Raw genomic sequence first — 26747 nt, forward strand, 5'->3', positions numbered from 1 at the left:
GTTACTCCCAGAAGGTTATCAAAGAAAGAATGATCTGTCAAAGGGAACAGATGGAAAATACGGATAGAGCCAAGCCCTATCCGCATGTGGTTATCGGTTATTTTTCTTTTTTTGCACAGCTTCTTGAAGCGGATCATCTTTTAGAGCTGAACCGGCATCTTCAAGAGCTCCCTGGATTACGTTTTTTTCTTTTTCAGAACGTTTTCCTTTATCTTTATTAAAGAAACCCATTCGTATCACCTCTTTATAGAAAATAGGTACATGTTTAAGATGCCTTTTTCCTTGAAAAATTATGCGAGAAATTTTTTATCGTCCAAAGTCCTGTTGATCAAACATACATTCTCTTGATATATTTGTAATTCAGAGATTTTTTGCAAAAGATAAAAGGAGAAGCGGGAAATGACAGGAAAAACACACATCATGGGAGGCATCGCTTCTTGTACGGCAGCGGCTTATTATTATGGATTTGATCCAGTGCTTATGGCTGCGTCAGGCGCGGTTGGGGCATTGATACCCGATATCTGCCACACACAAAGCAAAATCGGGAGAAGACTTCCTATTTTATCGAAAGTGGTCAGCTCCGTTTTTGGCCACCGAACCTTTACGCACAGCCTGCTGTTTCTGCTCATCATGTTTTTTATCACAGCCACATATATTCCAGATAAAAACATATCAACCGGGCTGATGATCGGGATGGCGAGCCACTTGATTCTTGACGCTTGGACGGTGAACGGAATCAAATTATTATTCCCTTCAACGATCCGCGTGCGGCTCCCACTATATATGAAGACAGGCAGTTTTTCCGAGCAGCTAGTGTTAGCCGGCCTGACAATTGCTTCTTGTTACTACTTTTATATGCTGTTTCATGGACGCATGTTTTAAACGTGAGAGCTGACACTTGTCTGAACGGGCTGTTTTTAGTAGGTTTTACATAAGAAGCATTACATGCAGATGATCAAGAAAACGTGAGGAGCCATATTAATGAAAGGAACCTTTTTTTACAATCAGCGGTTTTTATGTATTTCGATCGTATTCATGTGGATCAAAACGTATGCGATCTATAAACTCGGCTTTGATTTACAGATCGATTCTTTGTTGGAAGAGCTGATGTTGCTGATCAATCCGCTCAGCTTTATCCTTCCTTTATTCGGGATCGGCCTGCTTCTGAAAGAAAACAAGCAGCGGGTCTTTTTGCTGATTGCTAATTTGGTTCTGACTGTAATCTTGATTTCCAATACGATTTTTTATGGCTTTTATATTGATTTTATTACCATCCCGGTTTTGTTTCAGGCCAGTAATATGAGCGATATGGGCAGCAGTGTAAAAGAACTGTTCAATCCTCTGTTTATCGCTCTGTTTGCGGATTTGGTTTTTCTGCTGCTGCTTGCCCGAAAAGAAAAACACCCGCAGACAAAAGCCGCACCCCGCACGATCAAACGGTACTATGCAGCTTCCTGCGGCATGATTTTATGTACCCTGGCACTTGCAGAAGTACAGCAGCCGAAGCTTTTGGCACATTCCTTTGACCGGGAAATGCTCGTCAAAAGCATTGGCCTGTTTCAATTCCATATCTACGATACGATTTCTCAGACTGTTAATATAAGCGCGAAAGCATTTGCGGATGAAGACAGCATGACTGGGATTAAAAACTACACAGAGGCTGATTACAGCAAGCCTGATCAAAGCAAATTCGGTCTGGCAAAGGGGCGCAACGTCATCTTTGTGACACTTGAATCGACCCAAAGCTTTGTTTTGAATGAAAAGGTAAATGGAAAGGAAATTACCCCATTTATGAATGATTTCATCAAAAAAAGCTATTACTTTGATCATTTCTATCAGCAAACCGAACAAGGCAAAACTTCTGATTCAGAATTCATTGTCGCTAACTCGCTGTATCCTTCCCTAAGCGGGGCTGTCTTTTTCACGAAAAGCGACCATCAATTTCATACGATGTACAAATCGCTGAAACAGCATGATTATTATTCAGCCATCTTTCACGCCAACCATAAAACATTTTGGAACAGGGATGTGATGTACGATACATTTGGGATTGACCGTTTTTTTGATGTTGATGATTTCCATGTCACTCCCGGGACATCGACAAGCTGGGGCTTAAAGGATAAGGAATTTTTAGAGCAGTCAGCCGGAAAGCTGAAAAGCCTGCCGCAGCCGTTCTACAGCAGTTTCATCACGTTAACGAATCATTTTCCGTTTGAGATTGATGAAGAGGATCAGCTGATAGATGAGTTCGATTCAAGCAGTGACCTGTTAAACCGTTATGTGACAACGGTGCGCTATGAAGATGAGGCATTAAAGCATTTTATCAAAAAACTGAAGAACGAAGGCTTATACGAAAATTCGATGATCGTATTTATGGGAGATCATTACGGGATTTCAGAAGCCCATAACGATGCGATGGCTGAGTTTTTAGGAAAAAATGAAATCACGCCATATGACAACGTTCAGCTTCAGCGGGTGCCGTTTATCATACATATCCCGGGAATCACCGATCAAAAGCCGGAAACCATCTCTGATGCCGGAGGGCAGGTTGACGTCAGGCCGACACTGATGCATCTGCTTGGCATTGAGACAAAAGGCGATATTCAATTCGGCAATGATTTGCTGTCCAGCGACCGCACCCCATTTGCCGTTCTACGAAACGGCAGCTTTATTACGAACGATTATGTATACACGAAAAACACGTGCTACAGCCAAAAAACAGGTGAAGTGCTGGAAGATCAAAATGCGTGCCTCCCTTATAAGGAGAAAGCTAACGAAGAGCTGTCTTTCTCTGATAAAATCTTAAACGGTGACCTGCTCCGTTTTTATGAATAAAAAATCCCTCTTTACAGAGGGATTTTTTACGTTTCAAACATCACTTTACCGGTCAGCTTAGTTTGATATCCATTTAAATGAGACAGATTCGCTTTGTATTCCTCAGAGTCCAAGATCTCCTTTACGGCCTTCAGCAGCAGATCATGTTTTTTCAAAACGACGATATCATATTGTTCGTCGATGAGCGGGATAAAATCAACACTGCCCATATGTGCCGCGTGCTGTGCCCCGATTCCCGCGTCAGCCTGTCCGCTTGAAACCTGTGAAGCAACAGCGTAATGATCGGTCACGATATCACCGTATCCCTTTACATCAGCCGGATTCATACCAAGCAAGCCAAGCTGTTCATCGAGGAGCACCCTTGCCCCTGAACCTTTTTCCCTATTGATGATCCGGATATCGGTTCTTTTCAAGTCCTCCCAGCCTTGAATGTTTTTCGGATTCCCTTTTTGAACGTACAGTCCGGCCTTGCGGAGAACAACATTGATCAGACAAAACGGTTCACCTGACAAAATCCGTTTTACATAAGGTGCGTTATACTGGCCCGTCTCCGCATCGTACAAATGCAGGCTGACAATGTCACACTTGCCTTGATACATATCAATCAGGCTGTTTAAGCTTCCTTTATATTTGCGGAGCGGCGTCTCCTGAATGGCATTCTCCAAATGCTTGCTGAGAAGATCCATCGAAATGTCCTGTCCGCTGATCATGACATTCGGTCTGCCATCCGGTTCCGCCTCCTGCATCTGTTTCGGCACTTCGGCTGCAGCAATGGGCTGAGACATTCTCATATTCGTCTTATATTGCTTTAGGTCTTCTTCGTCCACACGCATCTGCCTTCCGACACGGTAAGCAGGGATCATGCCTTTTTTAATCAAATCATAAACGGTCAGCTTTGATACCTTCAGCAGACCTGCAACTTCTTCTATCGTATAGGAAGAGGTTTCATTCATATTCATCACTCTCCTACTTCATTATACCTTTTGATGGAATGTAAAAAAACCCACATAAACCAAACATAATCAGTTATAATTAGTTATAACTAATCATAAGGGGTGCAATCATGTATAAAAAGTATTCCATTTTAACAGCAGCCTTAACCGTTTTTCTGCTTGCAGCAGGCTGCTCTGCAAACCAGTCTTCATCGGACAGTGAGAAAAAAGTAACGTTAACCATCTCAGCTGCCGCCAGCGCACAAGATGCACTTGAGGAAATCCAAAAGAATTACGAAAAAGAACATCAAAATATTACAATCCAAGATAACTATGGCTCATCCGGCGCATTGCAAAAACAGATTTCTCAAGGAGCAGGGGCTGATCTGTTCTTCTCAGCTGCTGAGGATAAATTTCAAAAGCTAGTGGATGATGGGGATATCGCAAAAAAAGACAGCACTGATTTAGTCGGGAATGAAATTGTACTTATAGTTCCGAAATACGGAGATTCGCCTGTGACTAGCTTTAGCAATCTGGCTGATTCAGAAAAAATCGCCCTCGGAACGCCGGAATCCGTGCCGGCAGGAGCTTATGGGGAAGAATCACTGACAAAGCTTTCTTTATGGGACAAAGTGAAGGATAAGATCGTTTACGGAAAAGACGTTCGCCAAGTTCTTTCTTATGTTGAAACAGGAAATGTAGACGCAGGCGTTGTTTATAAAACAGACGCTCTGATCTCTAAAAAGGTCAAAATGATTGACGAGGCAAAGGCAGATACACACAGTCCGATTGTTTATCCGTTAGGAATCGTAAAAGATACCAAACACCGTAAGGAAGCGAAGGAGTTTTACGATTACCTGCAATCAGATGAAGCAATGAAAGTATTTGAGAAATATGGTTTTACTGCCGAATAGCATAAGCGCTTCAGAGTTTTTCACACCTGTTGTGCTTTCCTTTCAGGTGGCGGCAGTTGCCGGATTTGTTGTCATTATTCTCGGAACACTAGCCGGGGCATGGATGTCGCGGGCATCATTTTTCGGAAAAACGGCGCTCGAAACACTTTTTATGCTTCCGCTCGTTCTGCCGCCTACAGTTGTCGGTTTTATCTTGATCGTCATTTTCGGAAAGCACAGTTTCATCGGACAAGCCATCGAATGGGTCTTTCAGCAGCCTGTCATTTTCACTTGGTGGGCCGCTGTGATCGCCTCGGCGATTGTGGCCTTTCCGCTTATGTATCAATCCGCCAAAACAGGATTCACCGATATTGATCCTGATATACAGGGCGCAGCAATGGTAGACGGCGCAAGCAGATGGAAGGTATTTATCCATATTTCCGTCCCGCTCGCCTATCCTTCATTGCTGACAGGGAGCATCCTCAGCCTTGCGCGGGCACTCGGAGAATTTGGCGCAACACTCATGTTTGCAGGGAACATCCCCGGTGTTACGCAAACACTGCCGACGGCCATTTACGTCGCTTTGGATTCCGGCAACAATGCCCTCGCCTGGGCGTGGGTCATCTGTATTGTCGTCATTTCCTTTTTGATGTTGTTTTTCATTCAACAGAAAAAAACACACTAAAAAAACTCCCCGTAACGGGGAGTTTTTTATTAAAACAGAAGCTCATCAGGATTTGGGCCGACACGCTCATCTTTGTTCAACGCGTCAATTTTGTCCATGTCTTCCTGAGACAATTCGAAATCAAAAATATCAGCGTTTTCGATAATACGGTGTTCTTTGATGGATTTTGGAATTGTTACAACTTCATGCTGAAGGTCCCAGCGCAAAATCACTTGAGCTACAGATTTATTGTGCTTTTCAGCAATCTGTGCGAGCACTTCGTTATCCAGAAGCTGCCCCTGCATGAGCGGAGACCATGCTTCCAGCTGGATGCCTTGTTTTTTACAATAGTCTCTTAATTCTTTTTGCGTCAAACGAGGGTGAAATTCCACTTGGTTGATCATCGGTTTGATTTCAGCATCTTTTAAAAGCTCTTCTAAATGATGAACTTGGAAGTTGCTGACGCCAATCGCGCGGATTTTGCCGTCCTTGTACAGCTTTTCAAGCGCGCGCCACGTATCTTTATATTTATCCTTGCCAGGCCAGTGGATTAAATATAGATCTAAATAATCAAGCTGAAGCCTTTCCAAGCTTTTTTCAAAGGCAGCAAGCGTTGTTTCGTACCCTTGATCTTCATTCCATACTTTTGATGTAATGAAGAGCTCTTCTCTTGCCACACCGGATTCTTTAATTCCGAGGCCAACGCCTTCTTCATTTTTGTAAATCGCTGCTGTATCAATGCTGCGGTAGCCGTTTTTAATTGCCGCTTTTACTGATTCAGTCGCTTCGCTTCCGTTTTCAACTTTATAAACGCCCAAACCGAACCAAGGCATTTCAACTCCGTTATGTAATTTTACAGTATCTTTTAAACTTGTTGGCACTTGAACATCCACCCTTTCACTGAAATGTAAGCGTCTATATTATCTCACAATCCTCTCAGCCGATACCAATAATACGCTTAAGATCCTCTTTTTGCTTCTTTTTTCACAGCATAATAAACAAGGAGCACTATTTTTTTCCTATTTTAACAATATTACGATTATGAATAAAATGAGCAGGGTATGCAACTAGTGTAACCAAATGAAAACAAAGGAGGAAACAACTTGAAACGGATTCGTATTCCAATGACACTTGCGCTTGGTGCCGCTTTGACTATTGCCCCTTTGTCCTTTGCTTCCGCTGAAGAAACCCCCGCTCCGAAGAATTCGCAGACAGCAACAGCCGGAGCAACTGCAGCTGAGGTCGGTTTAAATGTAAACCTGGATGTGCTTGGCATTGCTAATCAAATTGCCGATGCCATTAAATCCGCACAGAACCGGGATGGATTTGTGAAAAACCTTATGGAGTCTTCCTTCTACGCATCCGGCCAAAAATACAACGTCATGGTATTTAATTTAAGCCAAGAGTATGACGATCACTTGAACGGTGTGCAATTTTACGGTTCAGCCGTTTATGACGGCATTACGTACGGCATTTGGGTATTTGAAGATGGAACCTTTACAAACAAAGGAGATGGCGGCTGGATTAACTGGGCCTTCAGAGGCTGGTTCGACCGGGATGGCAGCACTGTCGAATTCCATCGCCCTTAATATAGAAAAAAGCTGGCGTTAGAACGCCAGCTTTTTTGCTGCAGTTATTCGCCGCCTTCAAGCATCGCGGCTTCTACATCATTAATGTATTGGCGAAGCTCATGGGAGATGTCTCGGGAAATTTCCCGCTCCTCGAAGAGCGTTTGAATTTCATTTCTGATCGCCTGCACAGCCTTCAGCTTCACTTCCAGCTTCTGATTTTCAAAATGAGCACTTGATTTCAGCTCATGATGGCTGTGCTCCAGCCTGAAAATTAACTGTTTATAAAACGTAATGACAGATAAAAAGACTTCTTTATGTTCTTCTGTCTTATGTTTCTCCAAGTATTCTATCGCTGCTTTTGCCGTTTTCACTCTCGTTGCCCGTATCAATCCCGCTTCATTTAAAATCGACATCTCCGGCTTTTTATGTTCACCGAAGAAAATCCAATACATCAGCCGCTTGAGCCTTGTTTTTGATAATCCGACTTTAAATGGGTTGGCATACAAAATTTCTAATTCGTTAAACCGTTCTTGCAGCACATTTGCCGTTTCTTCCGGGATGTCTCCCCGCTCCAGCATTTTCACCAGCGCCTCTTGCTCAGCGTTAACCCCTTGGGCACGGACTTTTCGCTCTTGCTTTTTGATCCGATTAGATGATGTATATTGCTGAAAACGAAGATTTTTCATTTTCTCATTGTATTCAGCTATAACCGCAAGAGAGGCTGTTTTGTTTGTATCGTTCATGTCCTCCTTAATCGTTCGGAGAGCTTTTTTAATCAATTTGCGCCTCGCCGTCAGAAGCTTTTCATTTCGTTTCTCGTCCTCTTCTTCTATTTCAGTCAGAAGCGGCAGGACAACGGTGGCAATGACAAGCGTGCATAAAATGACGCCGGCTGCTAAAAAGAGAATTAGATTTCTTTCCGGGAACGGTGTGCCATCCTCCAGGAAATAAGGAATGGAGAAAGAACCCGCAAGCGTTACAGCACCGCGCACACCGGAAATCGAAAGTAACAGCGTCGAACGAAGACCCGGTTTATAGATGTTCTGATCCCTATTAAAGAACCATTTGCCATTCCAGAAAAACAGCACCCATAGAAATCTGAGGAGCATTAACGTAAATGTAATGACTAGGATATAGCTGATCACCTTCAAGTTGCTGATTGCAGTGTCGTTAAAGATGACAGAAATGACGTCCGGAATCTGCGTCCCGAGAATAACGAAAACCAGACCGTTCAAAATAAATAAAATAATGTTCCACGTACTTGAGGAGACGATTTGCAGTTTGACCATCGTTGATTCCAGACGATCCTGTTCAACTGCATGGGTAATGCCTCCCGCCACAACGGCTAAAATACCGGAAACGCCAATTTCTTCCGCTGCCAAATAAATGACAAACGGTGTCAGAATTTGAATCAGCATATGCATCGTGACATCCTGCATACCGAGGCGGCGCAGGAACAGGCGAAAACGAATAATGAAGAACGAAATGACAACCCCGCACAGCAAGCCTCCGAGAGAAATAAATACAAAGCTGACAGCCGCTTGTGCTAATGAAAATGCACCAGTCACTGCTGCTGCAATCGCAAACTTAAAGGCTACCAGACCTGATGCGTCATTCATCAGCCCTTCCCCTTCAAGCAGACGAAGAATCCCTTTTGGCATTTTCACTCTTCCTGATAATGCGCTGACAGCGACAACATCAGTCGGTGAAAGAATGGCCGCAAGTCCAAAAGCCGCTGCCAGCGGAATATCAGGAATCATCCAGTGAATCGTGTAGCCTCCTACAATCACAGTCGCAAATACAAGGCCGAGTGCAAGCAATAAAATTGGAGCTCGTAAATTCCAAAGCTCTGCCCGCGGCGTTCTCTTCCCATCATTAAATAGAAGAGGCGCAATAAACAAAACAAAAAACAATTCGGTGCTTAACTCAAAATGAAGCCCCTGTGGAAATGAGGCCGCAAGAATCCCAAGTGCTACCTGAATCAGAGGCACTGGTATAAATGGAATAAACCGGTTTACGATATTGGATATCGCAATGATCGTTAATAAAACGAGAACAACTAAAAATATGTCCAAATGCATGACCTCCTTCGTCTGATGTGTATCGTGCATGATGAGTTAATGCCTGATTGTCTATGAGAGGCTGGGCTAGGATGGCCTTGCATCCAATATGTGATTTCGCAGGAGTTGTCTTCTTTTATAGTACCCTTTTTAGGGTATTATTTCTCATGATATGCTCACAGTGAACTTTTTTGCAGCAGAGCAAATTTTAGATAAAAAGAGACAGGGAGCTATTCCCTGTCTCTCTTCTTTCTTTATCAATGATGAAAATTTGTGCCGTCAGTCGTTGCTTTAATGATGCCGGCGCGGATGACAAAGTCACCGAAGTGCTCGCCTTCCTCGCGTTCTTTCGCATAGCGGGAAAGAAGGACACGCAGCTCGCTTAAAATGTCTTCTTCACCGATGTTTTCACGGTACATTTTGCTCAAACGGCTTCCGTCAAATGCAGCACCAAGATACATATTATATTTGCCTGGCGCCTTGCCAATAAATCCGATCTCACCAAGGGCATGGCGTGCACAGCCGTTCGGACACCCTGTCATGCGAATGGTAATTTCCTGATCACGAAGGCCGTTTTCGTCAATAATCTCTTCAACCTTATCTAAAAGGGTCGGCAAATAACGTTCTGCTTCAGCCATTGCCAATCCGCACGTTGGAAGAGCGACGCACGCCATAGAGCTGCGGCGGAGCGCTGAATGATGCTTGCCGTCAGTAAGTCCGTATTGCTCGATTAACGCACTGATTTCTTCTTTTTGATCGCTTGAAACGTTCGCAATAATTAAGTTCTGATTGGATGTCAGACGGAACTCGCCTGTATGAACCTTGGCGATTTCCCTCAAGCCTGTCATCAGCTTATAATCATCGTAATCCGTCACACGTCCGCCTTCGACAAACAGCGTAAAATGCCATTTATCCTCAATGCCTTCCACCCAGCCATAGCGGTCTCCGTTATGGTCGAAATGATACGGCTTCGCTTCTTCCAAACTCCAGCCGAGACGGTTTTCCAATTCTTCTTTTACGGTTTCTAAACCGAGGCGGTCAACCGTGTATTTGAACCGTGCATTTTTACGGACAGAACGGTTTCCGTAATCACGCTGAATCGTAATCGTTTTCTCAGCAACGTCATACATTTGCTCAGGACGGCAGAACCCGATCACCTTGGCTAATTGCGGATATGTCGCTGTGTCGCCATGCGTCATCCCCATACCGCCGCCGATCGCCACGTTAAAACCGATCAGTTTGCCATCTTCAACAATCGCAATGAATCCGAGGTCTTGTGAAAAGACGTCAATATCATTAGATGGCGGAACGGCAATACCGATTTTAAATTTCCGCGGCAGATAGAGCGGTCCGTACATTGGCTCGACTTCTTCCTCAGGCGTGCCGGCCACTCTTTCCTCATCAAGCCAAATTTCATGATATGCTCTCGTCCGCGGCAGCAGATCATCACTTAATTTTTTAGACCATTCATATACCTCTGAGTGGATTTCAGACTGATAAGGATTCGATGCACACATGACGTTGCGGTTTACGTCTCCGCATGCTGCGATCGTATCCAAAAGAGCTGAGTGGATCGTCTGAATGGTTTTCTTCATGTTCCATTTCAGAATTCCGTGCATTTGGAACGTTTCACGTGTTGTCAGTTTTAATGTGCCGTTCCCGTATTTCTGAGAAAGGTCATCCATGACAAGCCATTGCTCAGGTGTTGAAACGCCTCCTGGCATACGCACGCGCAGCATGAACTGATATGCCGGTTCAAGCTTTTGCTTTTGGCGTTCATTCCGGAGATCACGGTCATCCTGCAAATAACTGCCGTGGTGTTTCATCAGGCGGTTGTCATCATCCGGAATTCCGGCACTGATCCGGTCCATCATCACTTCTTTCAGTGTGCCGCGCAAATAATCACTTTCTCTTTTAATGCGTTCAACATCACTTGGAGAGCCGTCCGGTGCTTTTAAGATTTTGGTCACCATGTTGTAAAACTCCTTTCAAGTCAAATCAATATACATCACGCTGATAGCGTTTTTGCTGCTGCATATCGGCAAGATAAGCTTCCGCTTCATCGTGGCTCATATTGCCTTCTTTCTCGATAATTTCAAGCAATGTGTTATGGACGTCATGCGCCATGTGCTTTTCATCGCCGCAAATGTAAACAGCTGCGCCTTCTTGAAGCCACTCGAACAATTCTGCGCTCTGTTCAAGCATGCGATGCTGCACATATACTTTTTCTTCCGTATCACGCGAGAATGCCACATCCATTTTTGTCAGCACACCGTCTTTGAGCCAATTCTGCCACTCCGTCTGGTAAAGGAAATCTGACACAAAGTGCTGATCGCCAAAGAACATCCATGCTTTCCCTTCCGCTCCCGTCTCCTCACGCTCCTGCATAAAGGAACGGAACGGGGCGACGCCCGTCCCAGGGCCGACCATGATAATCGGTGTTTCAGGGTCTTTCGGAAGCTTAAAGTTTTGATTATGCTGGACATAAACCGGCAGTGTATCTCCCGGCTGCAGACGCTCCGCGCATAAAATCGAGCAGACGCCTTTTCGTTCACGGCCGTGCGCATCGTAGCGGACTGCGCCGATCGTTAAATGCACTTCATCCGGATTTGCGGATAAACTGCTCGCAATCGAATAGAGGCGGGCTGGCATTTTTCGCAGAATCGAAACAAACTCCTGCGCCGATACACTGAACGGGCCATAATCACGAACGAGATCAAGCAAATCGCGCCCTTCAAGATACGCTTTTACTTTATCCTCATTTCCCGGGGCTAAAAGCTCTCTAAGCTCATCGCTCCCTGACAGCTGGGCAGCCTGTTCAAGAAGCGGTTTTGTAAGAACGGTAATCTCATAGTAAGAAATCAGCGCTTCTTTCAGCGGGCGGACATCACCTTGCTTATTAAGCGTCACAATTTCTTCGGGGTCCCAATTCATTTCCTTAAGCAGCAGCTCGACAAGCTCCGGATCGTTTTCCGGATAGACGCCGAGGCTGTCACCAGGCTCGTATGTCAGGCCAGATCCTTCAAGAGACAGCTCCACATGGCGTGTTTCTTTATTTGATCCGCGGCCGTTCAAATTTAAATTTTCTAACACTTCAGCCCGAAACGGGTTGGTTCTTGAGAACGCAGATTCACCTGTTTGAGGCGCTGCTGCCGGCGCAGGCGCGGCACTTCCGCCCTCAGCTTCACTTAAGCCATTAAAAACGCTTTCCAGCCATTCGGCTGCCGGCTCATCATAGTCAAGATCGCAATCAACGCGCGGAGAAATCCGTTTTCCGCCGAGTTCCTCTAAGCGCTGATCAAATTCTTTTCCTGTCTGGCAGAAAAATTCGTATGAGCTGTCACCAAGCGCCAAAACAGAAAAGCGAAGATCTTCAAGCTTAGGCGCCCGTCTACCATGCAGAAATTCATGAAACGACAGCGCGTTATCAGGCGGATCGCCTTCACCGTGCGTACTGACGACGATCAAAAGATTTTTTACTTTCTTCAGCTGATTCGGCTTAAAATCGCTCATGGATGAGACGGTTACTTGAAAACCGCGCTGCTCAAGCTGCTTGCCGGCATTTTCTGCAAGCCCCTGTGCGTTTCCCGTCTGTGAACCGTAAAGAACGGTCACTTCTTTTGAAACGGCTGGTGCCGCCGCTTCTGCAGACACAGCTGCCGCCGGCGCCCCCGTAGTTTCTTGGGCGGAAACAGATTGCGCGGATAAATATCCGCTCAGCCAGATTTTCTGAGATTCGGTCAAGGTTGGCAGAAGGCGGTTAAGGAGCTCTACCTGCTCCTGATTAAACGGACTGTTCATTACCTGAAGTTGCAACGTATCCACCTCACAAAGTTATAAACTGATCGAAAATTGCATCTAATTGAACTTTACCGGAATACTAGGCTTAAGTAAAATATATTTACATGATGATAACTATTAGGAATCCTAATGATAAAACCGCTTTGTTTCATTATAAGTAGAAAAAGAGAAGGATCCCCTTCTCTTCATTCAGCATTCTGATATAAATGAGGCGGCACAGCTGTTACAAACGGACTTGCTTCACCTGTATAAAACACAGTCAGCATATGCATTGCTCGGGTGCAGGCGGTGTATAACAGCCTGCGATCGTGCTCTGTTTGGTAATGTTCTTCTGATGCATCATAGACAAGGACTGCGTCAAACTCAATCCCCTTCGCTAAATAAACTGGAATGACACAAACTCCCTTTTGAAATGTTTGATTTTCTTTATGAATCAGTCGAACATCTATATATTCGCTCATGTGAGCGTGCGCCTTTATACATTGCTGTGCAGTCTTGCAAATGACGGCTATCGTTTCGTGACCTTGCTTCTTGAGCCGTTCAATCTCTTTCGTGAGCTTTTGACAAAGGTCCTCACGTCCTTCGGTTTTGAAAACGAGAGGCATATCCCCGTTTCTGTTAAAAGGTTCAATATCCGCTCCGTCCTGTAGCATCGCTTTTGTTAACTCGACAATCTGTCTAGTCGATCTGTACGTTCTCTTTAAACGAACATATTCAGCCGGCTCACCTTCAAAGCATACATCCATACGCTTTACGCCATGTATGGCATGGGCGTAGATGGACTGATTGATATCACCGAGTACCGTCATGCTGGCAGACGGAAAAATGCTTCTCATGTAAGCCATCTGAAACGGTGAATAGTCCTGAGCTTCGTCGATAAAAAGGTGTTTGATCTTCGTATTTTTCTTTCTGCCTTCAATCAGATCCTGCATATAAAGAAACGGGGCCGCGTCCTCATAGAGCAATTTATTTTCCGCAAACGCCGACCGGGTCAGCTCCCCTATCGCTGCCGTCTCCTTATGCTGAGATTTCCCTCCCCAGCCAGAAAACAATTGCAGGTACAGCTGTGTAACATCAAGAAATGCAAGGAGTCTGACCGCCTGTTTGAGCGGTTTGAAGGCCTTTTTCACAATGATGGCGGCAAGCAGCTGCTGCTCTCTTTGATGATCGTTAAATGTACTCTCACTGAACTGTTTCCTTTCCTGCAGTTTTTTGTACACGTCCAAGTAATCCTCTTTGTCGAGCAACTCAGCTTCCTGAACGACCCAATCCTTACGACGTTCCTTTTTCTCAGACTTGTTAAGCTCACTCAGCAGCCACTTTGCGGTTTGCTCCATCCGGTTCGGAATGGACTGGCCTTGATCCAGTGAATAAAAATATGATTGAATCTGTTCCTTTGTGATCAGTTTTTGTCCGCGAAAGATGATATTTTTAAAGATCATCCCTTCAGAGGACAGCTGTTTGACGTATTCATCAATGAATTGCTGAAAAGATAAGCCCGCCTTCCATGTGATTGCAGAAAGCCTTGAAGAAAAACCGCCATCCTTTTTTTCGGTCAGGCAATATTCGAGCTGATCAAAGGGGCTTTCACATTGAAACTTGCGGCCAAGCCGATGCTCGATATATTCCTGAAACGTCGCCTGCTCCATATTCTCTTCTCCTAACTCAGGCAAAACAGAGGAGACATAGCTGTTAAATAAAAAGTTAGGAGAAAATAAAACGATTTGTCCGGCATCAATGACGCCACGGTGCCTGTATAACAAATAAGCAACACGCTGAAGGGCTGCCGATGTTTTTCCGCTCCCGGCCGCTCCCTGCACGATCAGGAATTTGCTTTTTTCATTACGGATAATCTGATTTTGTTCTTTTTGAATCGTAGACACGATATTTTTCATTTGTGTATCAGACTGATGGCTTAATACCTCTTGCAGCATTTCATCGCCGATCGTCATATCAGTATTAAACATCGCCTTAAGAGCGCCGTTTTTGATGATAAACTGGCGTTTTAGCACCATTTCCCCTTCTATCGTTTCCCCGGGCACTTCGTACTCCGCTTTTCCTGGGGAATAATTGTAGTACATACTTGAAATCGGCGCTCTCCAGTCATAGATCAGAAATTGTTCCTCCTTCTCATCCATACAAGAAGCTAAACCGATATAAATTCGCTCTGCCTGCTCCTCGCCGTTTTCAATAAAATCAATCCGGCCAAAATAAGGCGATGCTTTTAATTGATGAATTCGTTTGAGCTGCTGATCCATACGCCGATGATTCCGTTCCCGATCAGACAGCAGCTCTGCCTGCTGCTTAATGCTTGCCATCGTTTCAACTGCTTCATGGGCATCATCAAGATTAACCGTAACATCCTCCCAAAAGCTTTTTCTTAATCCGATAATATCATGCTTTAACCCGCCTGCAGACGTTTCCAGAAACCGCTCTTTTTTGCCGAGCTCCTGCAGCACCTCATCTATTCTTGACTGCTCTTCCTTCCATTCTTTATCCTGCTGATTCATGAACGGCACCTCCAGAAAATAGTTGACAAACACAGATGAAATACTGTAAAATATAATTGGATACATATATACAATATATGATAAAAATAGGCAAATACAATTCATCTTAGCACATTCACCCAATATCAATCAAGGTTTGGGTTATTTATATGCAAAAAAACCGATTTCAAATTGAAATCGGTTTTTTTGCTGTTAGTTATCTAAACGAAAAGAACGGTTTGGCAGCTTCCAATTAAACATATAGGAACAAACGCGGCAAACAACAAGCACGAAAAACAGAACGTACAATCCGAACGAGTTTCCCAGCCAGCCTAAGCCGACGATTAAACCACCGAGAGCCGCCCAGACCGCATAAATTTCTGCTTTCAGTACAAGCGGCTTGCGTCCGGCAAGAAGATCGCGGATGATTCCGCCCCCGCTTCCCGTCAGCACCGCAGCCACGATGACGGCACTAAGCGGATGGCCCATTTTTACGGCATACAGTGCGCCTTGGATGGCGAAGGCTGCGAGACCGATCGCATCTGATAAATTGCCCCACTTGTTCCAATGCTTCAGCAGCAGTTTCGGAAACAGAAACACAATCGTAATAGACAGGAGGGCAATTTGAAAGTACGCGCCCTGCTCCCATAGCGCTGACACCGGAACACCGATCAGCAGATTGCGGATCGCCCCTCCTCCAAAAGCTGTGACAATCCCTAATATATAAACTCCTAAAATATCATATTCCTCTTCCATTGCAACAATTGCACCGCTGACTGCAAACGCAATGATGCCAATCACACTGAGCAGCTCCCAAGCCATTCTGATGACTCCCTTTATGTTTGTTAAATTTTCTGACGACCTCTAGATTTTATAATCGCTCAAGCGTAAAATCAATAACATTTTCACGATAAAAAAAGATAAATTTAGAGGGAATCCTGCTAATGCTATTGGACATGAGTTTTCGAGATTAAAAAAGCGCCCGGCATACGCGGGCGCTTTTTATGTTATTCAGATTTTTCGCCTTTCAGCAGACACATAAAAACGATAATCAGGATAAAAGCAATCAGGGCCAGGAATGGAATGGTCATAAAACCAAACCAGTTAATATATTGGCCTGAGCACGGCACGCCGCTTACACACGGTTTAATGCCGGTAAAGCCGGGCACTTTTTGCTCTAAGTAGTGCATGATCGAAATAAATGCCCCGATAATCGCCATGGGGAGCACATATTTTTTCACGCGTGTGTCTCCTTGAAAGGTGGCGATGCCTAAAATCAGGACGAGCGGATACATAAGAATACGCTGATACCAGCACAGTTCACATGGAATGAACTTTCTGATTTCACTGAAATACAGGCTGCCAAGCATAGCGACAAGAGCTACAACCCAGGAAGCATATAAAAATACAATTCTATTTTTCATATAGTTACTTCCCTTTCAGCTCTTTTTCTATTGTTTCTTTGATTTCATCATAATCCGCAAAATTTTTGATCACTTTATCATTTACGTAAATCGTCGGTGTTGCTTTTATGTTCATTTTTTGATTAAGGTCAGAATCCTTTTCCACTTGAGAAGCAAATGTTTCCTTATCAAGATTGTCCTTGAGCGTCTCAGCTTTTACCTTTGTGGTGCTTTTGGCAAGATCACCGAGAACGGCTGGGGTCACCCATTCCTGTTCTGTGTCCGGCTGTTTTTCAAACAGCTTTTCATGGAATGTCCAGAAAGAGTCAGGATCCTCTTTCCATACTTCTTCTGATGCAAGAGCCGCTAATCTAGAACCTTTTCCATGAAACATAACATTCACGAATGAAAATTTCACATCGCCCTTATCAATAAAGTCTTTTTGTATTTTTGGGAAGATGTCACTGTTAAACACCTTACAAGACGGACATTTGTAATCTCCGAATTCTACTACAGTTACCGGTGCATCATCCTTGCCAAGCACAGGCTGGCCTTTGATAGACGGCTGTCCGGAAACCGCTTCATTGCCTTGTTCCGTTTTGTTATTAATGATTACAATGGCTGCTAATAAGACAACAACCACAACCGTAAGGATGACCGCGAATTTCGCAGAAGACTGCTGTTTCTTTTTCACTCCGACACCTCATCGTTTTCAAATTAAAAAAGAAGCGGATCGCAATTGACCCACTTCTTTATTTTAACAAGACAAGCGCCTATAAGAAAACCCCGAAAAAATGAATTCTCTCCGACAATTTATCTGTTTTTGAGACGCATAACGCGCATGGCGTTTGCCACAGCGAGCAGTGTAACGCCGACATCTGAGAAAACCGCTTCCCACATGGTCGCAATTCCAAATGCTCCGAGTATGAGAAAGATCGCTTTTACACCTAAAGCAAAGCCGATATTTTGCCACACGATTCGCCGTGTCCGTTTCGCAATGCGAATCGCTTCCGCTATTTTCGACGGCTGATCTGTCATCAGCACGACGTCTGCGGCTTCTACAGCAGCGTCTGAGCCAAGGCCTCCCATGGCCGCTCCGATATCCGCACGCGCAAGTACCGGCGTATCATTAATGCCGTCACCGACAAAAATGAGTTTTTCATTTGGCGAAAGCTTGGCTTCCAATGCTTCGACCCGCGACACTTTATCCTGCGGCAGCAGCTCCGCATATACCTCGTCAATGCCAAGCTGTTTTCCGACGGCTTCTCCCGTTTGTTTCGAATCACCTGTCAGCATCACTGTTTGTTTGATTCCAAGCGATTTCAGATCAGCAACCGCCTGTGCTGCATCTTCTTTTACTTCATCCGCTATGATGATGGCTCCGGCATAGCGTTGATCAACAGCAACGTGTACGATTGTTCCGGCATTTTCGACCGGGACACCCTCAATCTGTTCTCTTTCCATGAGCTTTTTATTCCCAGCAAGGATTTCTGTTCCGTTTACTTTTGCAAAAATGCCGTGGCCGGATATTTCCTCATATGACTCTATCACGTCAGAGGAGAGCATTTTTCCATAAGCTTTACGTATAGATTCGGCAATCGGATGCTGGGAATGAAGCTCAGCATATGCCGCCGCTTCAAGTAACCTTTCCTTTGTAAATCCTTCCGCAGGTTTGATTGCTGTCACTTCAAAGCTGCCTTTTGTTAATGTTCCTGTTTTATCAAACACCGCGTATTTAACTTGATTCAAGGCTTCTAAATAATTGCTTCCCTTCACAAGCACTCCGGCCTTTGAGGCTGCTCCGATTCCGCCGAAGAAACCGAGCGGAATAGAGACAACAAGCGCACATGGACAAGAAATCACTAAGAAAATCAGTGCACGGTACACCCAATCAGAAAGTGCGGCGCCAGGAATAACCAACGGCGGGACAAAGGCCAGCAATACCGCGATGATCACAACAGCAGGTGTATAATACTTGGCAAACTTCGTGATAAAGTTTTCTGTCCGCGCTTTACGGCTGCTCGCATTCTGAACCAAATCTAATATTTTTGATACTGCAGACTCCTGGTAGCCCTTTGTGACTTCAATATGCAGAACGCCGTTTTGATTGATGAAGCCTGACATCACATCTTGTCCTACTGCAGCTTTTCTAGGAACGGATTCACCTGTCAAAGCAGACGTATCAACCATCGCTGATCCCTGCACGACCTTACCGTCAAGGGGTATGCTTTCTCCCGGATTGACCACAATGATATCTCCAATCTGTACGTCCTCCGGAGAAACCAGTTCGATGCCGTTCTCTGTTTTGACATTGGCGTAATCAGGCCGTATGTCCATTAACGCACTGATTGATTTTCTGGACCGGCTGACCGCGGCTCCTTGAAAAAGCTCACCGATTTGATAAAACAGCATAACGGCAACGCCTTCAGGGTATTGCTGAATTAGAAAAGCGCCGATTGTGGCAAGAGCCATTAAGAAATGCTCATCAAATACCTGACCGCGGCTGATGTTTTTGACTGCACGGATGACAATGTCACCGCCGATGATCAAATAGGCGGCAAGGAAAAGCAAAAATTCGATTGTTCCGGAATGAACGGCATATGCCACTGCTCCGAGAATGACAGCCGCCGCCATTCTGCTCAGCATTTTGATCATTCGATTACGGTAGCCGTCATCTGCTGATTTCTTTTTATGCTTTTGACGAACCGTTACATGCGGATCGATTGATTTCACTTTTTTCTCCACTTTATTGGTGACCCATTGCTCTTCTTTCCCATCGGCTGAGACAGTTAAGGTGCTTGCCGCAAAATTTACCGCGCATCCGTCTATGCCTTTTATGTCTTTGACTCCATTTTCAATTTTTTGAGCACAATTGCTGCAATCCAAACCGTCCAGAACGTATTCCTGTTTCACTAGTCTCACCTTACCTTCCGATTTAGGGTTCCCTCTTCAAAGCGTATCAATGAGTGTTGATATTGAATTTTTATATATGAGCACATACTCATATAATGGTTACATCTATTATATGTCGTTTTCCAAGAAAGTGTCAATGTAAAACAAAAACCGGCATATAGCCGGTCTTTATTTTACTTTCTGCAAACGGAGCGCATTCAGAACAACGGAAACGGAGCTGAACGCCATTGCTGCTCCTGCTATCCATGGCGCTAAAAATCCAAGCGCTGCGATTGGGATGCCTAGGCTGTTATAGCCAAGCGCCCAGAATAAGTTTTGTTTAATGTTTTTCATTGTTAATCTGCTCATGCGAATTGCGTCGGCAATGCTGTTCAGATCGCCGCGAATAAGCGTAATGTCTGCCGTTTCCATGGCAATGTCCGTGCCTGTTCCAATCGCCATGCCGATATCGGCTGTGGCAAGCGCCGGCGCATCGTTAATTCCATCGCCTACCATGGCCGTCTGGCGGCCTTCTTTTTGCAGGCGGGAAATTTCTGCTGCTTTTTGTTCCGGAAGGACTTCCGCAATGACACTCGTAATTCCCGCTTCCTTCGCAATCGCTTCAGCGGTTCTGCGATTGTCTCCTGTCATCATGATGACATCCAGGCCCAACTCTTTTAGACGGGCTACTGCTGCCCGTGACGTGTCTTTTATTGTATCGGCAACCGCTACAAGCCCGGCGGCTTCACCATCAATGGAGACAAGCATAACTGTTTTCCCTTCTGCCTCAAGTTCTTCCATTTGGGCAAGAAGTGCTCCATGCTCAACCTGTTCGCTCTCCATTAACTTTCTTGTGCCGACGAGAATGGTTTTGCCTCCGGCTTCAGCCAAAATGCCTGCGCCGATTTTTGCTTCAAAGCGAGTCAGCTTCGGTATCTCAAGCCCTTTTTCTTTCACGCCCGCAACAATCGCTTCACCGAGCGGATGCTCCGATCCCGTTTCAGCTGCCGCCGCAAATTGCATCAGATCTTCTTCTTCAAAACGGCCGAATGGAATGGCATCTGTCAGCTGCGGCTTCCCGTTTGTCACAGTTCCGGTTTTATCGAGAACAATTGTATCAAGACGATGTGTTTTTTCTAAATGCTCACCGCCTTTAAAAAGAATCCCGAATTCAGCAGCGCGCCCAGATCCAGCCATAATACTCGTCGGAGTGGCAAGGCCTAGGGCGCATGGGCAGGCAATGACAAGAACCGCAATAAACTTGCTGGTGGCTTCGGCAAAATCGCCGGGAGCCGCCCAAAGATACCAAATGAGGAAAGTGAGAACGGCAATCCCCAATACGACGGGTACAAAAATACCGGAAATCTGATCGGCGAGACGCTGGATCGGCGCTTTTGACCCTTGTGCTTCCTCGACAATTTTGATGATATGAGAAAGTGCCGTATCCTTTCCGACGTTGACAGCTTTAATTTTCAGGAAGCCGTTTGAGTTCACGGTTGCACCTGTCACGCTGTCACCTGGATTTTTGTCAACAGGAAGACTTTCGCCTGTGATCATTGACTCATCTACAGCCGAGCGGCCTTCAACCACTTCTCCGTCGACAGGAATTCGTTCGCCCGGTTTGACGTAAACAATGTCATTAACTAGTACTTCGTCTATCGGAATGATTTGCTCCTGTCCGTTTCTTACGACAGTCGCTGTCTTCGCTTGAAGTTTCATCAGCTTTTTAATGGCATCCGAAGAACGGCCCTTTGCTTTTGTTTCAAACAGCTTACCTAATAAAATTAGTGTCAGCAAAATCGCGCTTGTTTCATAATAAAGACCGTCTGTATGCCCATGGGAACCGATGCTTTGGATGGTAAGATAAAGGCTGTAAGCGTAAGCAGCCGTCGTACCTAGCGCGACCAATACATCCATATTGGCACTTTTATTTCTGAGCGCCTTATACGCACCCGCATAAAACGGCCAGCCGATCAGAAACTGGACTGGTGTCGCCAGCGCAAACTGCATCCACGGATTGAGAAATATATCCGGCACCCAAATAAACGATGTAAACGTAAAATGGCTCACCATCGCCCAAAGCAATGGAAACGACAGAACCGCTGAAAAGATCAGTCTCACCATTTGCTTCCGTTCTTCTTTCTTTTTAGAAGATGCTGCTTCACCTTCTACATCGCCCTTGGGCTTAAGTTTATATCCCAGCTTATCTACCACTTCTATCAAATCGCCGGCAGACGCTTCTTTTGGATTGTACTCAACCGTAACCGTTTCTAAAGCGAAGTTTACAGGAGCATTTGTGACGCCTTCTATTTTGTTAAGCCGCTTTTCAATCCGATTGGCGCAGGCTGCACAAGTCATGCCTTCAATATCGAATTCAGCTTTTTCTGTCAAGACGTGATAGCCAAGCTTTTCTATTTTTTCCTGAATCGCTGCTGCCCCTGTCTCAGCGGGATCGTAGGTGACATTTGACGTTTCCATTGCCAGATTGACATTGGCATCCGTCACACCGGGCATCCGCTTCAAACCTTTTTCAATTCTGGAGGCACATGCCGCACAGGTCATACCCGATACCTGCATTGCGATTTCCTTTTGTTCACTCAACATACTCACTCCTTTATATACACCCGGGGGGTATATAAAAATGAAAGAAATATCGCGCCTCCCTAAAGGAGCGACACCTCGAATCAATCGGCTACATCATAGCCCTGATCTTCTATCGCATCCGCAATGTCCTTGACTGATATTTTGTCAGCATCAAACGAAACATCGACTTTTCCCGCTTCCAGATTGACATGAACAGCACTGACGCCGTCCAGTTCCCCTACGCTCGTTTCCACAGCTTTGACGCAGTGCTGACAAGACATTCCTTCAACTTGCAATGTTTTTTGTTCCATTTGAATTCCTCCTGTTTATCTTTCTGTTTTCATCCTACCATACCCCCGTAGGGTATTACAACAAAAAAAGACTTTATGATTTTGTGAACTTTTTAAATACGTCCAAAAGCTCAGAAATGGCCTGCTCCCCGTCTCCGCTTTTGATGGCATCTGCTACACAATGATGGGCATGGTCCTCAAGCAAGTGGAGAGCCACCTTTTGCATTGCCGCCTGAACAGCTGAAATTTGCACAAGAATGTCTACACAATATCTATCGTTTTCCACCATATTTTGAATGCCTCTGACCTGGCCTTCAATCCGCTTTAGCCTGTTTGTGATTTGATCCTTTTCTTTTGAGCTTTTATGGTTTAATGCTTTATGTTCGTTATGCTTCTCCATGCGTACACCTCTGTTTCTTATATTAATTCCCATTATACTGATTGTCCAAACTGTTGTCTAAGCATGCCGCCGCAAAAAAATGAATCAGTTAGGTTTTACCATTTTCATAAAAGGGTATATACCTTTTGTGAAAACGCTTTTAAAGGGGAGAAGAAAAGTGGATACGATAAAGGTTGGGATATTAGGGTACGGACTGTCTGGTTCTGTTTTTCATGCGCCGCTGCTTGCCGTTCTGGATGAGTATCACATCAGCAAAGTTATGACATCACGGACAGAAGAAGTAAAACGGGATTTTCCTGATGCAGAAGTTGTGCATGAACTTGAGGACATGACAAATGACCCGGCCATTGAGCTTGTCATCGTCACTACCCCGAGCGGGCTTCATTACGAGCACGCTATGGCATGCATTCAGGCCGGAAAACACGTGGTGATGGAAAAACCGATGACAGCGACGGCCGAAGAGGGTGAGAAATTAAAGAAGGCTGCTGATGAAAAAGGTGTTTTGTTAAGTGTCTATCATAACCGGCGCTGGGATAACGACTTTTTAACGATTAAAAAGCTAATTGCTGACGGATCCCTTGAAGATATCAATACATATCAAGTCTCCTATGACCGCTACAAACCTGAGGTTCAAGCGCGGTGGCGGGAAAAAGAAGGTGCTGCCACTGGTACATTGTATGATCTCGGCTCTCATATCATAGACCAAGCCCTCCATTTGTTCGGAATGCCAAAAGCTGTTACTGCAAACGTGATGGCCCAGCGTGAAAATGCCGAAACTGTTGACTATTTTCATTTGATAATGGATTACGGCAAGCTCCAAGCCATTCTGTACGGAGGATCGATCGTTCCTGCAAATGGGCCTCGTTATCAAATCCACGGGCAGCATTCAAGCTTTATAAAATACGGAATCGACGGACAGGAAGACGCACTCAGAGCAGGAAGAAAACCGGAGGATGACAGCTGGGGAGCGGATGATCCGGAATTTTACGGACAGCTGACAACCGTTCATGGCACAGACAAAAAAACAGAAACCATTTCATCGGTAAATGGCTCCTATCTTACCTATTACCGCAAAATAGCGGAAAGTATACGGGAAGGGGCTGCGCTGCCTGTTACCGCTGAAGAAGGAATTGATGTCATCCGCATCATTGAAGCCGCGATGAAAAGCAGTGAAGAGAAACGTACCATTATACTGGAGCAATAAACAAAAGCCTCCCCTGATAAAAGGGGAGGCTTTTTCATTAAAATGTTTTTCCTGCTTCTTTCGCACGCGCAATCGCGTCTTCCTTGATTTGCTGTGCTTTATCAGGCTCCGCATTATGTCCCTCTACGAAAATGCCATCGAAGGATGGTACGCCGAAGAAGTTCATCATGATGCCGATGTAGCGGTGGCCCATTTCCATTTCAGCCGCAGGACCTTCTGAATAGTAGCCGCCGCGTGCTTGGATATGAATCGCTTTTTTATCAGTTAACAAGCCGATAGGGCCTTGTTCAGTGTATTTGAATGATTTTCCTGCAACTGCAACAGAATCAAGATATGCTTTCATCACTGGCGGGAATGAGAAGTTCCATAAAGGAGTAACGAATACATACTTATCAGCAGATGCAAATTGATCGCTAAGCTCTCCCAGACGGCCCACTTTCGCTTTTTCGGTTTCAGAAAGCTCTTCAAAGCCTGTGCCTGACTGAAGCTTGCCCCAGCCGCTGAATACATCCGCGTCAATGTGAGGGATGTTTTCTTTGTACAAATCGATATGTACAACTTCATCATTTGGATTCGCTTCTTTGTAAGATTCAATAAATGCTTTACCTGTTGCCATACTGTAAGAAGTAGCTTCATCATGCGGGTGAGCAGTGATATACAATACTTTTGCCATTTTTACCAGCCCTTTCGTTTTTAAGATCACACATCAATTATTATCATACAGATGCATTATGATTATTCTGTCTCTCTTAGACTTTATTATAGGGATAATAAAAATTACTTTCAAGTAAAATATCTCGAATTAAAGATTATTTTACTTCTCAAAAGCTGTCCGTAAGCCGGAATACAGCGCGGAGAGCTCTTTGCTGATCCTCGGGTAATAAGGAACATGCGGCACTTGTATATCCCCCGGCATACTTTTCATCAAAGCGGATTGCTCAGCTTGTTCAAAAAACGCCCGCAGCTGGTTGGTCTCTTCTTCAGAAAACGGAGCAGGCGGACGATGGTGGGCTTGGGCCGAGAGCAAATAATACCCTAAGTGCTGAGCACCGGAAATGGCAGGCCAGAGCGCATCCGCATGAGTGTTAGGAAATTCCCCAAGCGCCTTGTCATACGCATCCCTAAGCCTGACAAGGCTCACCCTTAACTTGTGTTCGTCTGCTTTCTGCCCGGTTAACAGTTTCTCCATAAACTGCCCTTCCAGCCGGATGACGTCCCGCATCAGTTCAGGCAGCCGCTTCGTTGAAAACCGTCTCCACAAAAGCATCGATCCCAATAGTCCGATCACGCTCCCGACAGCTACATCCGTCAGCCTCGCTATCATAAAATAACCGACGTCCGCGCCGCCATGCATGCTTTCTGTTATGACAAGCGCGTTTGCGGTCAAAAAAGGAACCGCCAGTGCATAATTGCGGACAATCAGCAACTCAAGAAGACATTGCAGCGCTGCAATACATAAAGCAATATAAGCACCGCCCGGCTTAACAAACAGGATTGCGCCTGCCAGCCCAACACCGATCACGGTTCCGATTGAACGCTGAATGGCCCTGTGAAGCGTAAAGACAGCAGTAGTGCCAAGCATGACCGCTGCTGCCGAAAGCGGAATCCAATAGGAGCGTGCAAAACCGAATGTGAGGGCAAACATATCGGCGGCAAACAGCACAATCCCGTACTTTAACGCCCGTATCAAAATCGGAGACTGCCAGTCAAAGGCATTTCTCAAAAAGTAAAAAGAGGCTGGCAGACGGCTCGGTTCCCCATCCAGCTGCTTAACAAACCGCCCTGAAGCGATATGCAAAGCCTCATTGATTTCTCCAAACAGCTTCCGGCTGGATTCTGATTCATTCTCGTTAACCTGAAATGCACTGGAAACACGGGCATGCCCAAGCATATCGCCGGTTTGACGGAGTGCCTTTTCAATCTGTGCCTTCTCTCCGTCTGGCGTTTCAGCTGAAAAATGAATAATCGCTAGAAATATGTCGTCAGCTTTTTCGAGCAGGCGGAAAAACCGTTCATCATGCCGTGATTTTTTCCGCCTGTTCCCCTTGCCGAGAACCGTTTGACGACCTGTTCTGAGCATAAGCACCGTCTGATGCTGCGCGTTATGAAAGCCTGGCGTCCCGACGGCCGAAAGACATGCTGCCAGCTGATGATATGTTTTTTGCAGCACCGCCTCCTCCGGTCCATGCTTGTTCCACAACCAACCGATCAGGGCGATGCCCATGGCGAAAATGCCGCCGAGAAACGTCAGTCCCGCTCTGAACAGCGCTTGTGAGGAATCGGCCGGCAGCCCGGAGCTGACTAAAAAAGCTAGGACAAAAAACATTGGCGCAGGGCCTTGTATACCGAGCGCGCTAAAAATAAACATTGCTGCTGCACCGATCAGGCCCAGGACAGCCGCCATCATCCAAACCATCCCGGACAAAAGCGTGCCCAATCCAAATGAGAGGGCAATCCCAATAGAAACCAAGAGCAGCTTCAAAGCGCGCTTTTTGTACGATTCTCCGCCCGCATATAAATAAACAAAGCCCCCGATGCTTGCAGTTAAACCATAATCCGTGTGACCCGCCAATGCGCCGATCAGCACAGGAAACCCTGAAGCGATGCCTGATCCGATTGCCTTTTTCAAAGGAAAGGGATTTGCATGAATGCGAAAGGCATCCTTCACGATGCTTGGCATGGTTCTTTGATTGTTCTCAGCAGTCTTGTTCATATGACAAAATCCTTTTC

22 protein-coding genes are annotated in these 26747 nt (G+C 45.4%); 6 read left to right on the forward strand and 16 right to left on the reverse strand.

The annotated features are described in order from the left end of the window. Positions 1-90: 90 nt before the first annotated feature. Positions 91-231: a small acid-soluble spore protein SspJ gene (sspJ, locus tag M0696_RS16810; protein WP_003221612.1), complete on the reverse strand. Its 141-nt coding sequence runs from the start codon at positions 229-231 to the stop codon at positions 91-93. 168 nt (positions 232-399) lie between these two features. Here sspJ and M0696_RS16815 point away from each other — a divergent pair, with 168 nt between their 5' ends. Both M0696_RS16815 and M0696_RS16820 read left to right on the forward strand, forming a co-directional pair. Beyond that, a complete protein-coding gene (locus M0696_RS16815) occupies positions 400-882 on the forward strand; it encodes a metal-dependent hydrolase (protein WP_222142017.1) in 483 nt (160 codons plus the stop codon). A 99-nt stretch (positions 883-981) separates the two neighbouring features. Continuing rightward, positions 982-2835, forward strand: coding sequence for an LTA synthase family protein (locus tag M0696_RS16820; RefSeq protein ID WP_248602193.1), 1854 nt, complete (start codon positions 982-984; stop codon positions 2833-2835). A gap of 26 nt (positions 2836-2861) precedes the next feature. Here M0696_RS16820 and M0696_RS16825 read toward each other — a convergent pair whose 3' ends face one another. Beyond that, positions 2862-3788, reverse strand: coding sequence for a substrate-binding domain-containing protein (locus M0696_RS16825; RefSeq protein ID WP_166848461.1), 927 nt, complete (start codon positions 3786-3788; stop codon positions 2862-2864). Positions 3789-3898: 110 nt separating this feature from the next. On the opposite strand from M0696_RS16825, the gene modA reads away from it, so the two are divergent. Both modA and modB read left to right on the forward strand, forming a co-directional pair. Beyond that, positions 3899-4681: a molybdate ABC transporter substrate-binding protein gene (gene modA, locus M0696_RS16830; protein ID WP_222142019.1), complete on the forward strand. Its 783-nt coding sequence runs from the start codon at positions 3899-3901 to the stop codon at positions 4679-4681. After that, positions 4653-5345, forward strand: coding sequence for a molybdate ABC transporter permease subunit (modB, locus tag M0696_RS16835; protein WP_222142020.1), 693 nt, complete (start codon positions 4653-4655; stop codon positions 5343-5345). Before modA ends, modB begins: the two co-directional genes overlap by 29 nt. A 29-nt stretch (positions 5346-5374) precedes the next feature. On the opposite strand, the gene pgoN is transcribed toward modB, so the two are convergent. Further along, positions 5375-6205, reverse strand: a complete 831-nt coding sequence (gene pgoN / locus M0696_RS16840; protein ID WP_166848431.1) for a glyoxal/methylglyoxal reductase — start codon at positions 6203-6205, stop codon at positions 5375-5377. Between the two features lie 222 nt (positions 6206-6427). On the opposite strand from pgoN, the gene yvgO reads away from it, so the two are divergent. Continuing rightward, positions 6428-6913, forward strand: coding sequence for a stress response protein YvgO (gene yvgO, locus M0696_RS16845; protein WP_166848428.1), 486 nt, complete (start codon positions 6428-6430; stop codon positions 6911-6913). A 44-nt stretch (positions 6914-6957) separates the two neighbouring features. On the opposite strand, the gene M0696_RS16850 is transcribed toward yvgO, so the two are convergent. The 11 genes from M0696_RS16850 to csoR form a co-directional block, all read right to left on the reverse strand. Beyond that, complete coding sequence (locus M0696_RS16850; RefSeq protein ID WP_248602194.1) at positions 6958-8970, reverse strand: Na+/H+ antiporter; 2013 nt, start codon at positions 8968-8970, stop codon at positions 6958-6960. A 242-nt stretch (positions 8971-9212) separates the two neighbouring features. Next, the gene (gene cysI, locus M0696_RS16855; RefSeq protein ID WP_222142021.1) at positions 9213-10928 is read right to left on the reverse strand and encodes an assimilatory sulfite reductase (NADPH) hemoprotein subunit; all 1716 of its coding nucleotides are present in this window, start codon (positions 10926-10928) and stop codon (positions 9213-9215) included. A gap of 25 nt (positions 10929-10953) precedes the next feature. Beyond that, positions 10954-12771 carry an assimilatory sulfite reductase (NADPH) flavoprotein subunit gene (locus tag M0696_RS16860; protein ID WP_248602195.1) on the reverse strand — a complete coding sequence of 606 codons (1818 nt, stop codon included), beginning with the start codon at positions 12769-12771 and terminating at the stop codon, positions 10954-10956. 170 nt (positions 12772-12941) lie between these two features. Next, complete coding sequence (gene helD, locus M0696_RS16865) at positions 12942-15266, reverse strand: RNA polymerase recycling motor HelD (RefSeq protein WP_222142023.1); 2325 nt, start codon at positions 15264-15266, stop codon at positions 12942-12944. 192 nt (positions 15267-15458) lie between these two features. Continuing rightward, the gene (locus tag M0696_RS16870) at positions 15459-16067 is read right to left on the reverse strand and encodes a trimeric intracellular cation channel family protein (protein WP_003219999.1); all 609 of its coding nucleotides are present in this window, start codon (positions 16065-16067) and stop codon (positions 15459-15461) included. A 185-nt stretch (positions 16068-16252) separates the two neighbouring features. Then, the gene (locus tag M0696_RS16875; protein WP_166848414.1) at positions 16253-16669 is read right to left on the reverse strand and encodes a disulfide oxidoreductase; all 417 of its coding nucleotides are present in this window, start codon (positions 16667-16669) and stop codon (positions 16253-16255) included. Between the two features lie 4 nt (positions 16670-16673). After that, complete coding sequence (bdbD, locus tag M0696_RS16880) at positions 16674-17342, reverse strand: disulfide bond formation protein BdbD (RefSeq protein ID WP_222142024.1); 669 nt, start codon at positions 17340-17342, stop codon at positions 16674-16676. Between the two features lie 119 nt (positions 17343-17461). Continuing rightward, on the reverse strand, positions 17462-19570 hold the full coding sequence (locus M0696_RS16885) for a heavy metal translocating P-type ATPase (RefSeq protein WP_222142025.1): 2109 nt from the start codon (positions 19568-19570) through the stop codon (positions 17462-17464). Between the two features lie 159 nt (positions 19571-19729). Next, entirely contained in the window at positions 19730-22141 is a 2412-nt protein-coding gene (gene copA / locus M0696_RS16890; protein ID WP_222142026.1) for a copper-exporting P-type ATPase CopA, read from the reverse strand. Between the two features lie 83 nt (positions 22142-22224). Then, entirely contained in the window at positions 22225-22434 is a 210-nt protein-coding gene (copZ, locus tag M0696_RS16895; RefSeq protein ID WP_248602196.1) for a copper chaperone CopZ, read from the reverse strand. Between the two features lie 73 nt (positions 22435-22507). Continuing rightward, positions 22508-22813, reverse strand: coding sequence for a copper-sensing transcriptional repressor CsoR (gene csoR, locus M0696_RS16900; protein ID WP_166848403.1), 306 nt, complete (start codon positions 22811-22813; stop codon positions 22508-22510). A gap of 127 nt (positions 22814-22940) precedes the next feature. Between csoR and M0696_RS16905 the strand changes: the two genes are divergently transcribed. After that, the gene (locus M0696_RS16905) at positions 22941-24017 is read left to right on the forward strand and encodes an oxidoreductase (protein ID WP_222142027.1); all 1077 of its coding nucleotides are present in this window, start codon (positions 22941-22943) and stop codon (positions 24015-24017) included. Positions 24018-24054: 37 nt separating this feature from the next. On the opposite strand, the gene azoRB is transcribed toward M0696_RS16905, so the two are convergent. Together azoRB and M0696_RS16915 are read right to left on the reverse strand one after the other, a co-directional pair. Further along, entirely contained in the window at positions 24055-24690 is a 636-nt protein-coding gene (gene azoRB / locus M0696_RS16910) for an FMN-dependent NADH-azoreductase AzoRB (protein WP_166848397.1), read from the reverse strand. A 141-nt stretch (positions 24691-24831) separates the two neighbouring features. Beyond that, complete coding sequence (locus M0696_RS16915; protein WP_222142028.1) at positions 24832-26730, reverse strand: FUSC family protein; 1899 nt, start codon at positions 26728-26730, stop codon at positions 24832-24834. Between the last annotated feature and the right edge of the window lie 17 nt (positions 26731-26747).

Source organism: Bacillus rugosus (assembly GCF_023238245.1).
GTDB classification, from domain to species: domain Bacteria; phylum Bacillota; class Bacilli; order Bacillales; family Bacillaceae; genus Bacillus; species Bacillus rugosus.